Source organism: Subtercola frigoramans (assembly GCF_016907385.1).
Classification (GTDB): domain Bacteria; phylum Actinomycetota; class Actinomycetes; order Actinomycetales; family Microbacteriaceae; genus Subtercola; species Subtercola frigoramans.
This window is the reverse complement of record NZ_JAFBBU010000001.1, coordinates 2,624,254-2,639,216: the sequence shown is the minus strand read 5'-3', so window position 1 is coordinate 2,639,216 and position 14,963 is coordinate 2,624,254. Positions and strand designations below refer to the sequence as shown.

Annotated in this window: 8 protein-coding genes; 4 read left to right on the top strand and 4 right to left on the bottom strand. The window is 65.1% G+C overall.

Translation table 11 applies throughout. From position 1 onward, the window contains the following. Positions 1–12: 12 nt before the first annotated feature. Positions 13–1,068 (bottom strand): AI-2E family transporter, encoded by a 1,056-nt coding sequence (locus tag JOE66_RS12325; protein ID WP_205109849.1) that lies wholly within the window; start codon positions 1,066–1,068, stop codon positions 13–15. 120 nt (positions 1,069–1,188) lie between these two features. On the opposite strand from JOE66_RS12325, the gene JOE66_RS12320 reads away from it, so the two are divergent. The 3 genes from JOE66_RS12320 to JOE66_RS12310 all read left to right on the top strand — a co-directional run bounded on the left by JOE66_RS12320 (position 1,189) and on the right by JOE66_RS12310 (position 5,269). Continuing rightward, on the top strand, positions 1,189–3,018 hold the full coding sequence (locus tag JOE66_RS12320) for a DUF8094 domain-containing protein (protein WP_205109847.1): 1,830 nt from the start codon (positions 1,189–1,191) through the stop codon (positions 3,016–3,018). Further along, entirely contained in the window at positions 3,015–4,022 is a 1,008-nt protein-coding gene (locus tag JOE66_RS12315; protein WP_205109845.1) for a tetratricopeptide repeat protein, read from the top strand. Before JOE66_RS12320 ends, JOE66_RS12315 begins: the two co-directional genes overlap by 4 nt. Before the next feature lie 119 nt (positions 4,023–4,141). Beyond that, positions 4,142–5,269 carry an AI-2E family transporter gene (locus JOE66_RS12310; RefSeq protein WP_307827184.1) on the top strand — a complete coding sequence of 376 codons (1,128 nt, stop codon included), beginning with the start codon at positions 4,142–4,144 and terminating at the stop codon, positions 5,267–5,269. A 158-nt stretch (positions 5,270–5,427) separates the two neighbouring features. Here the strand turns inward: JOE66_RS12310 and glgB are convergent, their stop codons facing one another. After that, positions 5,428–7,647 (bottom strand): 1,4-alpha-glucan branching protein GlgB, encoded by a 2,220-nt coding sequence (gene glgB, locus JOE66_RS12305; RefSeq protein ID WP_205109843.1) that lies wholly within the window; start codon positions 7,645–7,647, stop codon positions 5,428–5,430. 170 nt (positions 7,648–7,817) lie between these two features. Then, a complete protein-coding gene (locus tag JOE66_RS12300; protein WP_372435514.1) occupies positions 7,818–9,821 on the bottom strand; it encodes an alpha-1,4-glucan--maltose-1-phosphate maltosyltransferase in 2,004 nt (667 codons plus the stop codon). 251 nt (positions 9,822–10,072) lie between these two features. On the opposite strand from JOE66_RS12300, the gene glgP reads away from it, so the two are divergent. Beyond that, positions 10,073–12,682 (top strand): alpha-glucan family phosphorylase, encoded by a 2,610-nt coding sequence (gene glgP / locus JOE66_RS12295; RefSeq protein WP_205109839.1) that lies wholly within the window; start codon positions 10,073–10,075, stop codon positions 12,680–12,682. 183 nt (positions 12,683–12,865) lie between these two features. Here glgP and glgX read toward each other — a convergent pair whose 3' ends face one another. Further along, positions 12,866–14,920, bottom strand: coding sequence for a glycogen debranching protein GlgX (glgX, locus tag JOE66_RS12290; protein ID WP_205109837.1), 2,055 nt, complete (start codon positions 14,918–14,920; stop codon positions 12,866–12,868). Positions 14,921–14,963: the final 43 nt, after the last annotated feature.

Here is a 14,963-nt window from a genome sequence, read left to right as displayed (position 1 = left end):
TGGGTCTGCGGCTCAGCGCTCGTTCTGGATCGGAATCACAACCTGTTTGACGATCAGCATGATTGACGCGGCGATCGGAATCGCGACCAGCGCTCCCAGCACCCCGAGCAACGACCCGCCGGCCAGCGCGGCGATGACCACGACCGATCCGGGCACGGAGACCGCCCGCTTCATGATGTTCGGGCTCAGCAGGTATGCCTCGACCTGCATGTACACCAGGTAGTAGATGGCGGCGACCAGAGCCGTGAGTGGCGAACCCACGCCCGGAATGAGGCACACCGCGACGATGATGACCGAGCCGGAGATGGTGCCGACCAGCGGGATCAAGGAGAGCATCCCGGCGATGAAGGCCAGAACTGCCGCGTAGGGTGCCTGGATGATCGACAGGAACACGAAGCTCAGAACACCGTTGCAGAGCGCCAGAGTCACCTGGCCGATCACGTACCGGCCCACCGCCTCTGTCACTTGCTCACCGAGGTCGGCGAACCGTTCGCGTTTGCTGGCCGGCACGAGGAGGTAGACCGACCTCTTCATCAGGGCGAGATTGGCCGTGAAGAAAAGAGTCAGGATGACCACGATCACCGTGCCGAAGATGCCGTTTGCGATGCCGACGCCAACCGCCAGTGCGCCACCGGCGATCGTGGTGATGTTGCCGGGATCCTGGAGGTACTTCGTCACGGCGTCGACGACCGCCTGAACATCGATGAAGCCGCCCAGGCTGTCAGTCAGGTTAGACGCCCAGCTCGACGACTGGAGCAACGAGGCAAGATGCGGTATCTGGGCGAACAGCTGAGTCAGCTGGTCGATGATGATCGGCAGCACAGCGAAGACGAGGCCGGTGATGATCCCGGCGACGCCGATCACGACCACCAGGATGGCGACCGGTCGGCGGAAATGGTGTCGTTCGAGCCAGGACACGATCGGGTCGAGGCCGAGCGCCAGAAAGACGGCGATGCCGATGTAGGTGAGAACTGTGGCCAGGTTTCCGATGGCCAGAAGGATCACCACGCCGAGGCCGACGCCCAGCGTTCCCACGAGGCCCAGCGTGAAGGCGTTCTTCACTTTCACCTGCATCTGCTCCCTCGGTCTGCTGCAAATCTAGCCCCTGCACATGACAGCGCAGAAGTCTGGGAGCATTCACAAGGAGGATCAGCTATCTTTTAATGTCTTTGTGTCTGGAGAAATCACGTGCGATTCATTCTTGCGATCTTCGCTTTCGTTGTTGCGACAGCGCTCATCGGCATCGGTATCGCCGAGCGAACCGTGCTCCTGCCGCCCTCATCGCTGAAGGTCGAAACCAGCCAGTCGGTGAGCACTCCGTACGTCTACATCGACAGTGACGTTCTCAAGGCACTGGGAGGCGACCAGACGGTCACTCTCTCCGGCAGCCCGAAGGTCTTCGTCGCCTACGGCCGAACCGACGACGTGAAGGCCTGGCTGAATGGTTCGAGCTTCGCGCAGATCGATTTCCAGGGTGGCGACAAGCCCTCCCTGACGTCGACGATCGTTCCCGCAGACACCACAACCGCCGCTGCAGCGAACGTCACGAGTGGTTCCGCGAATCCCGCTGGTTCCGACCTCTGGCTCGAGGAGTATTCCGCTGACACATCGATGTCACGCACGTTCAACCTGCCGGCAGGCTACTCGCTGATCGTTGCCGACGACGGCACGGCCCCCGCGCCCACGACGGTGAGCATCTCGTGGCCTCTCGACAACAGCACGCCTGCGGCCATGCCGCTGATCCTTGCCGGCGCTGTCTTTCTCCTCGCCGGGCTCGTGCTGCTCCTCCTGGGGCTCAACCACATGAAGAAGTCCCGCGGACCGCGCCGCAAACCGCCGGCGCTCCCTCGAGGCACCCGGTTCTCTCCGTCGCGAACGAACGCCATCGAGTCCGGAGTCAGGCGCGGTCGACGATCGATCACCCGCTTCACCGGAACAGTTGCACCGGCCCTGGTGCTCTGTGTGGTCGCCGCAGGTGGAGTGTCGGTGCCGGCACAGGGTGCCCTCGCAGACACGGCTACCCCGGTGCCCGTCTCCACCGACGGAACTCCTGCACCGAGTTCGACTCCGTCGGAGACGACCGGCACACCGACGCCTGTTCCGACTCCAGAATCCGGGCCGCCGCCCGTGGTCAGCGAGACCCAGCTCGACGCGGTTCTCGCCCGGGTCAGTGCCACGACCACAGCGGCGGATGCCGCCTCAGACGCGACTGCGCTGGCCGCGCGGGTCACGGGGCCCGCTCTCGAGCTGCGCACCGCAACGTACAAGATCAGGGCCGCAGATCCTTCCTACCCGGCCCCCCAGGTCATTCCTGTCGGGCCGGCCTCGGTTGTGTTGCCACAGGCCACAGAGTCCTGGCCTCGCACCGTCTTCGCCATCGCTGAGAACACGGATGCGACCGTTGCGCCACTGTCACTGATGATGGTCCAGGACACCCCGCGAAGCGCCTACAAGGTGTACTACGCCATTCCGCTCGAGCCAGACACGACACTGCCCCCTGTCGCCCCGGCAACTGTCGGCACCTCGCGCCTGGCAGACGACAGCAAGCTCCTGTCGATCACGCCGGCCGACGCAGCGACCGGTTATGCAGACATCCTGGCTGTCGGAGACCAGAGCCCGTACTTCGACAAATTCGATGCAACGGGAGACACGCTCCGCACGAGCGTCGGCGTCGACTACAAGAACGCGAAAAAGGCGGCGCTGCCCAATACGGCGAGCATCGAATTTGCAAAGGTCGCCGGAGCAGGCGAGATCATCTCACTGGCCACGAACCAGTCGGGTGCGATTGTCGCCCTCAACATCAGGGAGTCGGAGACTGTCAAGGTGGTCGAGGCCGGTGCGACAGTGAGCCCGGAAGGCGGGGTGAAGGCCGCCTCCGGCGTCACCTCGTCGACAAAGGGCACCGAGGCGATCTACGATTACCAGTTGCTGTTCTATATCCCACCGTCGGGCGACACCTCGAAGGTCAGACTTCTCGGGTTCGCTCAGGGTCTCTTGAGTGCAAAGGAGTTGCCGTGAGCCAGGTTCCCCCCTCCGCCGCGAGCCTGCGAGGTGCGGTCGACCTGTCGTCGTTGGTGAACCGGGCGAACTCTCCGGCGGGCTCGGCCCCGTCACAGGGTGCCGACGGCGTCGCGGCTGGGCCGGGCGGCGTCGTCACGGTTCCCAGTCTGCTTCTCGACGGCACTGATGCGTCGTTCTCGCAGATTCTCGAACTCTCGAACTCTGTTGCCGTCATCGTCGAGTTGTGGGCATCGTGGTCTGACGGATCCCGGATGCTTGCCCCGCTGATGCAGAAGCTGATTCTGGAGTACTCCGGCCAATTCGTGCTGGTCAGGGTCGAGACCGACACGAACCCGCAGCTGACCGAGGCCTTCCAGGCGCAGTCCGTGCCGACCGTTGCGGCAATCATCGCTGGGCGACCCGTAGCACTGTTCGAGGGCGCGCAGCCGGAGCAGAGCATCCGCGACGTGCTCGAGCAGGTGGTGCAACTCGCTGATCAGAATGGCGTCACCGGCCGCGCCGAGCCCGAAGACGGGCGCACAGGCGCACGTCCCGAGGGAAGCGTGGCAGACCCGGCAGACGTCGCAGAGGAGGTACTCCCTCCGCACCACGCCGAAGCGTACGAAGCCATCTCGCGAGGGGACTACAAGGCGGCCATCGCAGAGTACGAGACGGCGCTCGCGCAGAGCCCTCGCGACCAGCTCGCCGTTGCCGGCCTCGCCCAGGTGAAGTTACTCGACCGCCTCACCGGCCACACGCTCGACGATATCCGGGCGCAGGCAGCGGCCCAACCCGACAACCTCGACGCGCAACTCCTCGTCGCCGATCTCGACGTGTCCGGCGGGCACATCGACGACGCCTTCGACCGCATTCTGACCCTCTTCGCTTCTGCGTCGGCCAGAGCGGACGCGCCGGCGAAAGACGTGTTGCGCACCCGGCTCCTCGATCTGTTCGAAGTGGTCGGTCTCGAAGACCCCCGGGTGACGGCTGCCCGCCGTCGCCTCACAATGCTGCTGTACTGACCCGCCCGCTGCTCGAGAGATTCTCGCTACGCCGCGGTACGGATACCCAACCGGCGAATGCTTGTCAATCGGCAGTATGGTTGCGCCTGATCTGACTGCCGGGGCAATACAGTCGAACCATGAGGATGAGCAGGCGTCACACACCACCACCGAGTCCGGCCAGTATTTCGCCCGAGGTTCAGACCATCACGCAGGGCACGGAGACGTTCGCCCAGGTGAATGCCTTCAAGATCGGGCTCCTCGGGGCGCTCGGTGTGCTCGTGGCATTGGTGATCGGCGGGTTGGTCACCCAACTGGGCACGGTGCTGATCTACGTCGGCGTCGCGCTCTTCATAGCCCTCGGCCTCGACCCGCTGGTCTCGCGCCTTTCCAAGCGGATGCCCAGGGCTCTCGCCATCGGAATCGTGTTCGGTGTCGTGGTGCTCATTCTCGCGGGGCTGTTGTTCACGATCATCCCGATCATCGTCGAACAGACGACAAACCTCGTCAACAACTTTCCGACGTACATGACGAACCTGCAGAACTCGGACTGGGTCAAGAACCTCGAGAACCAACTGGCCGGGGTCGTCAGCGTCGACGACGTCATCAAGAATGTGCAGACCTTCTTCAGCCCCGACAAGGTGCTCTCCCTCGGCGGCGGGATCCTGGCTGTCGGGGCCGGAGTGGCCAGCGGTGTGACGGGGTCTGTCATCGTGCTGATCCTGACGCTGTACTTCCTCGCGTCGCTTCGGTCGATGAAGCGGGTCACGTACCGGTTCGTCCCGGCAACGAAGCGCGCGAACTTCGCTGAAATCACGGAGCAGATCACGCAGGCGGTCGGTCGCTACGTCGTGGGTCAGATTGCGTTGGCGCTTGTCAACGGCATTCTGAGCTTCATCTTCCTCTCGATCATCGGGGCGCCATTGCCGGTGCTTCTGGCATTCATCGCCTTTCTGCTCTCGCTGGTGCCGCTTGTCGGTACGATCACGGGTTCGGTCATCATCGTGCTCGTCTGCCTGCTCGCGTCACCCTTGACTGCCTTAGTCGCAGCGATCTACTACCTGATCTACATGCAGGTGGAGGCATACGTCTTGAGCCCGCGCATCATGAACCGGGCCGTGTCGGTGCCGGGGGCCGTCGTCGTCATTGGCGCGGTCGCGGGTGGAACCGTCGGCGGCGTGCTGGGCGCGCTCGTGGCGATCCCGGTGGCCGCATCGGCGATCATCATCATCGAGAAGGTGGTGTTCCCCAAGCAGGACGCTAAGTGAAGGCACTCCGTGCCGGGGGAAGGTTTGCGAGGGTTGAGCTGCGGGACGGTGCCTGAGTTTGGCCGGGGTCAGGACTTCGGGCGGAACTCAGGTCATATGGCATCCTAGGGGTCGCCACCTCCACTGTGCTCCGCCCGAAGTACCCGGCGCGGCGGGAGTCAGCGGGGGCGGGGCTTCAGGTAGAGGGCGGCCAGGGGCGGGAGAGTCAGCTCCACGGAGGCGGGGCGGCCCGACCAGGGCACGTTCTCGGCGGTGACGGCACCGAAGTTGCCGACGCCCGAACCGCCGAACTCGACTGCATCGGTGTTGATGATCTCGTCCCAGATACCGCCGAACGGCAGGCCCACGCGATAGGGGCCGACGGGAGCGCCGGAGAAGTTCATCAGGACGGCGATCGGGTTGCCGTCGGCATCCCAGCGGAGGAACGACACGAGGTTCTTCTCGCTCGACCCGCCGTCGATCCACTCGAATCCGCCCGCCTCGTTGTCGCGCGCCCAAAGCGCCGGATTCTCGCGGTAGACAGTGTTCAGCGACGAGACGAGGTGCAACAGGGCCCGGTGCACCGGCTGGTCGAGGATCCACCAGTCGAGGCCACGCTCCTCACTCCACTCCGAGGGCTGGCCGAACTCCTGGCCCATGAACAGCAGCTGCTTGCCCGGGTGCGCCCACATGAAGCCGAGGTACGCCCTCAGGTTCGCGAGTTTCTGCCAGTGGTCACCCGGCATCTTCGACAGGAGAGATCCTTTGCCGTGCACGACCTCGTCGTGCGAGATCGGCAGCATGAAGTTCTCGCTGAACGCATACAGGAACGAGAACGTGATCTCGCCGTGGTGGTAGGAGCGGTAGAGCGGGTCGGTCTCGATGTACTGGAGGCTGTCGTGCATCCAGCCCATGTTCCACTTGATGCCGAAACCGAGCCCTCCCTGGTTGGTCGGGTGCGTCACACCCGGCCAGCTGGTCGATTCCTCGGCGATCATCACGATGCCGGGGTAGCGCCGGTACGCCGTGGCGTTGACCTCCTGGAGCAGGCTGATCGCCTCGAGATTCTCGCGCCCGCCGTACTGGTTCGGCAGCCATTCACCCTCTTTGCGGGAGTAGTCCAGGTAGAGCATCGAGGCCACGGCGTCGACCCGCAGACCGTCGATGTGGAATTCCTCGAACCAGTAGAGCGCGTTGGCGACGAGAAAGTTGCGCACCTTCGAGTCGCCGAAGTTGAAGACCAGCGTGCCCCAGTCCGGCTGCTCACCGCGGCGCGGGTCCGCGTGCTCGTAGAGGGGCTGGCCGTCGAAGTTCGCCAGCGCAAAGGCGTCTTTGGGAAAGTGCCCCGGTACCCAGTCGAGAAGCACGCCGATGCCCGCCTGGTGCAGGCGGTCGATGAGGTACCGCAGGTCATCCGGAGTGCCGAAGCGCGCCGTCGGTGCGTAGTAGCCCGTGACCTGGTAACCCCACGAACCGCCGAATGGATGCTCGGCCAGGGGCATGAACTCGACGTGGGTGAATCCCAGCTCATTCATGTAGTCGATCAGCTGATCGGCCAGCGAGCGGTAGTCGAGCCCGGGCCGCCACGAGCCGAGGTGCATCTCGTAGACGCTCATCGGCGAGTTGTGCGGGTCGGTCTCTGCCCGCGTCTGCATCCAGTCGCCGTCAGCCCAGTCGTAGCTCGATTCGGTGATCACCGACGCGGTCAGAGGGGGCACTTCGGTTCGGCGGGCCATCGGGTCGGCCTTGCTGACCCAGCCGCCGTGCTGCGTCAGCAGCTCGAACTTGTAGTTGCTGCCGGGGGCGAGCTCGGGAATGAACACCTCCCACACGCCGGTCGCGCCGAGGCTGCGCATCGAGTGCCGCGTGCCATCCCAGCCGTTGAAGTCGCCGATGACGCGCACGGCCCTGGCGTGCGGTGCCCAGACCGCGAAGGAGGTGCCGATGGTCGCCGCGTTGATGCCGTTGTGTGAGCGGTGGTGCGCTCCCAGAACGTCCCAGAGCTGCTCGTGCCGGCCTTCTCCGATGAGGTGCAGGTCGAGTTCACCGAGTGTCGGTGCGAAGCGGTAGGGGTCGTCGGCCGTCCAGGTGGAGCCGTCGCCGTAAGTGGCATCGATGAGGTAGTCGTCGAGACCGGTGATGGTGAAGCCCTGCCAGATGCCGCCGTACAGGTGCGTCAGCTGGGTTCGGGCTCCGTTGGAGAGCACCGCGACAACTTCGGTGGCGAGCGGACGAAGGGTGCGGATGACCGTGATGGGGTCACCCGCGCTGCTGGGGTCGACGAGGTGCTGCCCGAGAATCGCGTGCGGGTCGTAGTACGAACCGCTGGCGATCTGCTGCAGAACGCTCTCGTCGATCTCGGGAATGGTCAGGGCGGTGAGGCCGTCGATCTGGGCCATCAGGAGTCGCTTTCGTTGGTGGTGGAACGCTGGTTGAGTAGCGGTGCGAAGCGGCGCGTATCGAAACCGGTGGTGATTTCGATGCGCCCGCGCCCGTGGCACGAGCTACTCAACCGGCGGGTGGCGGTGCGTGGGCTCACGGCGTGTCGTCCGGGTCGGCGGCGGTCGCATCAGCAAGTTCGTCGGGGGGAGTAGTGCACCGAGAGGATGTGGACCGGTTCGGTGAATGCGTTCAGGCGTACGTAGTTGTCTGCGCCCCAGAGCCAGGAGGCGCCGGTGATCGCGTCTGTCACGCGGAACTGCGCCCCGGGCTCGAGGCCGAACTTGGTGACATCGAGGCGAACAGTGGTCTCGCGCACCGACCACGGGTCGACGTTGGCGACCACGATGAGGCCGTCGGGCTGCCCGGTCTCGGTGAACTCGCCAGCGATGTACTTGCTGTACACCAGAACCGAGTCGTCGTCGCTGGCATGGATGTCGAGGTTGCGCAACTGGTGCAGCGCGGGGTGCTCGGACCTGGCTTTGTTGAGCAGGGTGATATACGGCGCGATCGAGGTGCCGGCGGCCGTCGCCGCCTCGAAGTCGCGAGGACGGTATTCGTATTTCTCGTTGTCGATGTTCTCTTCGGAGCCGGGCCGGGCGACGTTCTCGATCAGCTCGTAGCCCGAATACACGCCCCAGGTCGGCGACGCCGTCGCTGCGATCGCCGCCCTGATCTTGTAGGCAGGGCGGCCGCCGAACTGAAGGTAGGCGTGCAGGATGTCGGGGGTGTTCACGAACAGGTTCGGCCGGAAGAACGCTGCCGTCTCGTGCGCCAGGGAATCGAGGAACTCTTCGAGCTCCTCCTTCGAGTTGCGCCAGGTGAAGTAGGTGTACGACTGCTGGAAGCCCACCTTGGCGAGCGTCTGCATCAGCGCCGGCCTGGTGAACGCTTCTGCCAGGAAGATCACATCGGGATGCTCGGCGTTGACGGTGGCGATGATCCACTCCCAGAAGTCGAGCGGCTTCGTGTGGGGGTTGTCGACCCTGAAGATCCGAACGCCGGCAGCGATCCAGAACCGCAGAATGCGAAGCGCCTCTGCACGGATGCCGGCAGGATCGTTGTCGAAGTTGATCGGATAGATGTCCTGGTACTTCTTCGGCGGGTTCTCGGCGTAGGCGATCGACCCGTCGGGCAGGGTCGTGAACCACTCGGGGTGTTCCTTGACCCATGGATGATCGGGCGAGGCCTGCAGCGCGAAGTCGAGCGCTATCTCGAGCCCGAGCTTCTCGGCTGCGGCACGGAAGATCGTGAACTGCGCGACCGTGCCGAGGTCGGGGTGCACGGCGTCGTGGCCGCCGGCTGCGCCCCCGATCGCCCACGGAGAGCCGGGGTCGCCCGGTTCTACGGTGAGGGAGTTGTTGGGGCCTTTGCGGAACGCCTTGCCGATGGGGTGGATCGGCGGCAGGTAGAGCACGTCGAACCCCATGGCCGCAACGGCAGGAAGGCGGCGTGCGGCAGTGCGGAAAGTGCCGCTGGTGAAGGTTCCGTCGGCCTTCTGTACGGCTCCGACGGACCGGGGGAAGAACTCGTACCAGGCTCCGTAGCCTGCGCGCTCACGTTCGACTTTCAGCTCGTGCCAGTCGGAGAACGTGTCGAGGCTCGCGATCGGTCGATTCTCGACGGCATGCTGCACGGCAGGCGACGTCGCTTGCTCGAGCCTGTCTGCCGCGGGGATGGCTTCGTCTGCCACGAACAGGGCGAGGTCGTCGAGTAGTGCACGCTCCTCTGCAGGTCGCTCGGCATCGGCGCCGGCGACGAGGAACAGCTTGCTCACGATGGCGAAGGTCAGCTCGACATCGATCCCGGCGGGGACCTTGATCGAAGCGTTGTGCTCCCAGGTGGCGTAGTCGTCGCTGAAGGCGCGGATACGGAATCTCCACGCACCCTGCGTGGGCACGTGGGCGAGGGTCTGAAAACGATCGATGCCGGTGCCGATCATCCGGAGCCCGTGGGAGGACGTTGCACCTGCGGGGTCGACGAGCTCGAGTCTGGCACCGACGGCATCGTGGCCCTCGCGAAACACGGTTGCGCCGAAGGGGATCACTTCACCGGCGAAGGCCTTCGCCGGCCATCGGCCGCCGGAGACCTGCGGGAAGACGTCGACGATCGGGATACGCCCGATCGTCGGGATGAAGCCGGGTTCAGCGGGAGCCCCTGCCCGCTTGGGTGCCGCTCGGCCGGATGTCTTTGCCACTGTCTTAGCCACAGATCGACCGTACCAACAAAGGTCAGGGGAGGCGGCGGAAAAATTGCCCCCTTGTGCGTTTAACGTTCCGTAACGTACCTGTTCTAGGCTTGCGCGACAGGGGCAACGATGGAGCGCACCCGACACGTTGCTCCGTCACTACCGAGGCACTGCTGTGTTCTTCGAAGGAGCTGTACGTGAAGGCAATACGCAAGTTCACCGTTCGATCTGTTCTGCCCCCTGAGCTGAAATCCGTGGGTCAGCTCGCTGGCAACCTCCGGTGGTCGTGGCATGAGCCGACGCGCAGGCTCTTCGCGCACATCTCGCCTGACGACTGGGAGGCCAGCCTCGGTGACCCGATCGCGCTCCTCGGTGCCGTGAGCCCGGACAGGCTGGCCCACCTGGCCTCCGACGAGGGATTCGTGGCCTGGGCGAACAGCCTGCGCGACGATCTGCACCGGTATCTCACCGAGCCCCGCTGGTACCAGGGCCTCGAGGGCCCCAAGCCCCGCAGTATCGGCTACTTCTCTCCCGAGTTCGGCATCGCCGCCGCGCTGCCGCAGTACTCGGGCGGGCTCGGAATTCTGGCTGGTGACCACCTCAAGGCGGCCTCTGACCTCGGCGTGCCGATCATCGGCGTCGGCCTGTTCTACCGGGCGGGGTACTTCCGCCAGGCGATCTCGCGTGACGGCTGGCAGCAGGAGAGCTACCCCATCCTCGACCCTGACGGGCTGCCGCTGAACGTGCTGCGGCTGGCCGACGGGTCACCGGCCCAAGTCGTGCTGGCTCTTCCCGACGACCGCGCGCTGTACGCCCGCATCTGGCAGGCACAGGTGGGGCGCATCCGGTTGCTGCTGCTCGACACTGACATTCCCGACAACGACGAAGACCTGCGCAGCGTCACCGACCGCCTGTACGGCGGTGGGGGTGAGCATCGCCTGCTGCAGGAGCTTCTGCTGGGCATAGGCGGAGTGCGTGCGCTGAAGATCCTGGCGGAGCTCACCGAGCAGCCCGAGCCGCAGGTCTTCCACACCAACGAGGGTCACGCCGGTTTTCTCGGCCTCGAGCGCATCTGCGACCTCATCGGCGAGGGGCTCTCGTTCGATGCCGCCCTGCAGGTGGTTCGCGCGGGCACGGTCTTCACAACCCACACTCCGGTTCCGGCCGGCATCGACCGGTTCGATGCCGCCGTGGTCGAACGCTACTTCTCCACCGATCTCCTCCCCGGCGTCGATGTGTCGTCCATCCTGGCGCTCGGCAACGAGGTCGCCAACGGCGGAGACCCGGGCATGTTCAACATGGCGATCATGGGCCTGCGCCTCGCGCAGCGGGCCAACGGCGTGTCGCAGCTGCACGGCGAGGTGAGCCGAGGAATGTTCGCCGGGCTCTGGCCGGGCTTCGACAGGGCCGATGTGCCGATCACCTCGGTGACCAACGGTGTGCACGCCCCGACCTGGACAGACCCGCTCCTCATGGAGCTCGCGCAGAACCGGCTCGGCACGTCTGACACGGCCACGGCCGACTGGATGTCGCCTGACGTCACCGACGACGACCTCTGGGCGGTTCGGGGCGAGATGCGCCGCCAACTGGTTGCCGATGCCAGGCACCGCGTCACCGAAGCGTGGCTCGAGCGGAGCCCCGGCTCGATTCCCCCCTCGTGGTACCGCACCCTGCTCGACCCCGCCGTGCTCACGATCGGGTTCGCCCGGCGGGTGCCGACCTACAAGCGCCTCACGCTGATGCTCCACGACCCCGCCCGGTTGAAGTCGATCCTGCTCAACCCGGCGCAGCCGGTGCAGCTCGTCATCGCTGGCAAGTCGCACCCTGCTGACGAAGAAGGCAAGCGCCTCATCCAGAAGCTCGTGCAGTTCGCTTCGGATCCCGAGGTGCGGCACCGCATTGTGTTCCTGCCGAACTACGACATCGGCATGGCGCAGAAGCTCTACCCGGGCACCGACGTGTGGCTCAACAACCCGTTGCGGCCGCTCGAGGCCTGCGGAACATCCGGAATGAAGGCCGCCCTGAACGGCGGGCTCAACCTGTCGATTCTCGACGGCTGGTGGAACGAGTGCTACGACGGCGAGAACGGCTGGGCGATCCCGACGGCCGACAGTGCCGAGTCGTCGGAAGAGCGCGACCAGCTCGAGTCTGAGGCCCTGTACGACCTGATCGAACACCAGGTTGCGCCACGGTTCTACGACCGCAACTCGGAGGGTGTGCCCGAACGCTGGACCAAGTCGATCCGCCACACGCTGGCCACTCTCTCTCCGTCACTCTCGGCCGAGCGCATGGTCAGCGAGTATGTCACCCGCCTCTACGTGCCCGCGTGCGCTGCCGAGAAGGCCGTCTCCGGGCACGACTACGCGCCGGCGTTGGAACTGTCGGAGTGGAAGGCGCGCGAGCGCGCGGCCTGGTCGAGCGTGTCGGTGGTGCACGTCGAATCGGGTGGCCTCGATGACACGCCCCAGGTCGGCGACGAGCTGCAGGTCAGAGCCAGCGTGAACCTCGGCTCACTGACGCCCGACGACGTCTCGGTCGAGGTGGTCTACGGCCACACGGCCAACGGCGACCAGCTGACGGATGCCCGGGCCGTCGCCCTCGCCCCCACCGTCGTGTCGACCTCGACAACTCCGCTCACGGTTGTCGCCCCCGGGGTCGTACCGACCGACGCCGACGGCCTCTACGGGTTCTCGGGCACGGTCGTGCTGGAGCACGCGGGCTCGTTCGGGTACACCGTGCGCGTGGTGCCGAAGCATGAGCTGCTGGCGTCGTCGGCCGAACTCGGTCTGATCGCCTCGGCGCGCTGAGCCGGACGGCTCTCGACGGAATGGTCCACGCGCGATGCTGCGTGCAGCCTGCACGCAGCATCGCGCATGGACGAATCGGTGGTCGTGGTGGCTGGGTGACCTGACGAAGCGCAGCTTTGTCAGCGCTGGCGTCGCGGCGAGCATCCACTGGATGATCGCTCAAAGCTCCAGCGCGCGGACGGGTCAGTCTGCGCGGAAGAGTTGCAGCGAGCTTGCCGACACCGTGAGCTCGGTACCAGGGGCGAAGACGACGGCGGGGGCATCCTCAGCAGGAGGAGTGTCGTCGTTGCTGTCCCAGAGCAGGGCGTAGCTGGCCACACCCTCGTGGCGCGGCAGGATCACGCTGGTGGGCGACTCGATGCCGTGGATCACCAGCAGGATGCGGTTGAACTCCTCGCGCTCCGGTGTCGAGGCCGCAAGGAACTGCAGGGTTCGGTTCTCGGCCGAGTTCCAGTCCCAGACGCTCATCTCGTCACCTCCGGCGTCGTACCAGTCCATCTGGCTGGCGCTCGGAGTCGTCTCGCCGAAGACGCCGAAATGTGACGGGCGGAGGGCAGGGTTCTCACGGCGGAGCTTCAGCAGGTGTTGCGTGGTCTGCCAGAGGCCGTTCTGCCATTTGCGGCGATCCCAGCTGAGCCAGGTGAGTTCGCTGTCGTGGCAGTAGGCGTTGTTGTTACCCTTCTGGCTTCGGCCGAACTCATCACCTGCAGTGATCATCGGGGTGCCTGCTGAGAGGAGCAGCGTCGCCATCATGTTGCGGATCGTCCGGCGCCTGCTGGCTTCGATGACCCGGTTCGTCGTCGGACCTTCGACGCCGTGGTTGTACGACATGTTGTTGTCGGTGCCGTCACGGTTCGACTCGCCGTTGCCTACGTTGTGCTTGACGTCGTAGGCCGTGAGATCCGCCAGGGTGAAGCCGTCGTGGGCCGTGATGAAGTTGACGGAGGCGAGGGGGCCGCGAGTCTGGGAGAAGGTGTTCGACGACCCGGCCAGGCGTGTGGCGAGCATCCCGACACCGTCGCCGGGGGAGCCGTGTTCACGCATCGATCGCACGTCGCGCAGCCAGAACTTGCGCATGCGGTCGCGGTAGCGGTCGTTCCACTCCTGCCAACCCTCGGGGAAGTTGCCCGTCTGCCAGCCGCCCATGCCCACGTCCCAGGGTTCGGCGATCATCTTGACGTCTTTCAGCTCAGGGTCGCTGACGATCGCGTCGAGAAGAGGATGCTGGGGGTCGAAGTAGGCGTCGGCGTTGCGGCCGAGCGTGGCGGCGAGGTCGAAACGGAACCCGTCGATCTGTACGTCGTTCGCCCAGTACTTCAACGAGTCGAGAACGAGTCTCGATACGGCCGGCACCGAGGTGTTCACGCTGTTGCCGCAGCCGGTGACGTCGATGTAGTTGCCCGACTTCGTCTGCCGATAGTAGTTCGCGTTGTCGATGCCCCGAAAGCTGGTGCGCGGCCCGTTCGGCCCCTCTTCTGCGGTGTGGTTGTAGACCACGTCGAGAATGACCTCGAGGCCAGCCTCATGCAGCAGCTTGACCATGCCCTTGAATTCGCGCAGCACTGCGCTCGGGCCATTGGCCTGCGCCTCGCGCGTGCCATAGAACGAGTGCGGGCTGAAGAAGTTGAGGGTGTTGTACCCCCAGTAGTTGCTGAGCCCCTGTTTCATGAGTCGGCGCTCCGACACGAAGGCGTGCACCGGGAGCAACTGCACGGCCGTGACGCCCAGTTTCTTGAGGTAGCTGATCGTGGTTTCGTGCGCGAGACCTGCGTAGGTGCCGCGGAGGTGTTCGGGCATCCTGGTGTTGAGCCTGCTGAGGCCCTTCACATGGCCCTCGTAGATGACCGTGTGGTCGAGCGCGGTGTTGGGTTTGACCGAGCCGTTCCAGTTGAAGTCATTGTCGACGACGACGCTCCGCCAGAGATCGGGGCCGGTGCGGGTCAGGCCTCGCGCGTAGGGGTCGAGCAGTAGCGCATTCGGGCCGAACGAGTTCATCGGGCCGTCGGGGCCGTTGACCCTCAGTGCGTATTTGCGCCCAGGAGTGAGTGATTTGGTCTTGCCGAACCAGACGTTGTTCGCGTCGCGGGTGAGCGCAACCGTCTTGAAGATCCACTTCGGATCCTTGAGGTCGAACAGGCACAGCTCGATCTGGCTGGCGTTCTCAGACCACACCCGGATTTCGCCGCCGCTCGCTGTCTGTCTGATGCCGAGGTTGGCGAGGGCATCAGCGTGTGTCATGAGTCTTAGAGTAGTGAATGGTTGTTACAGCAAGAAAAACTGG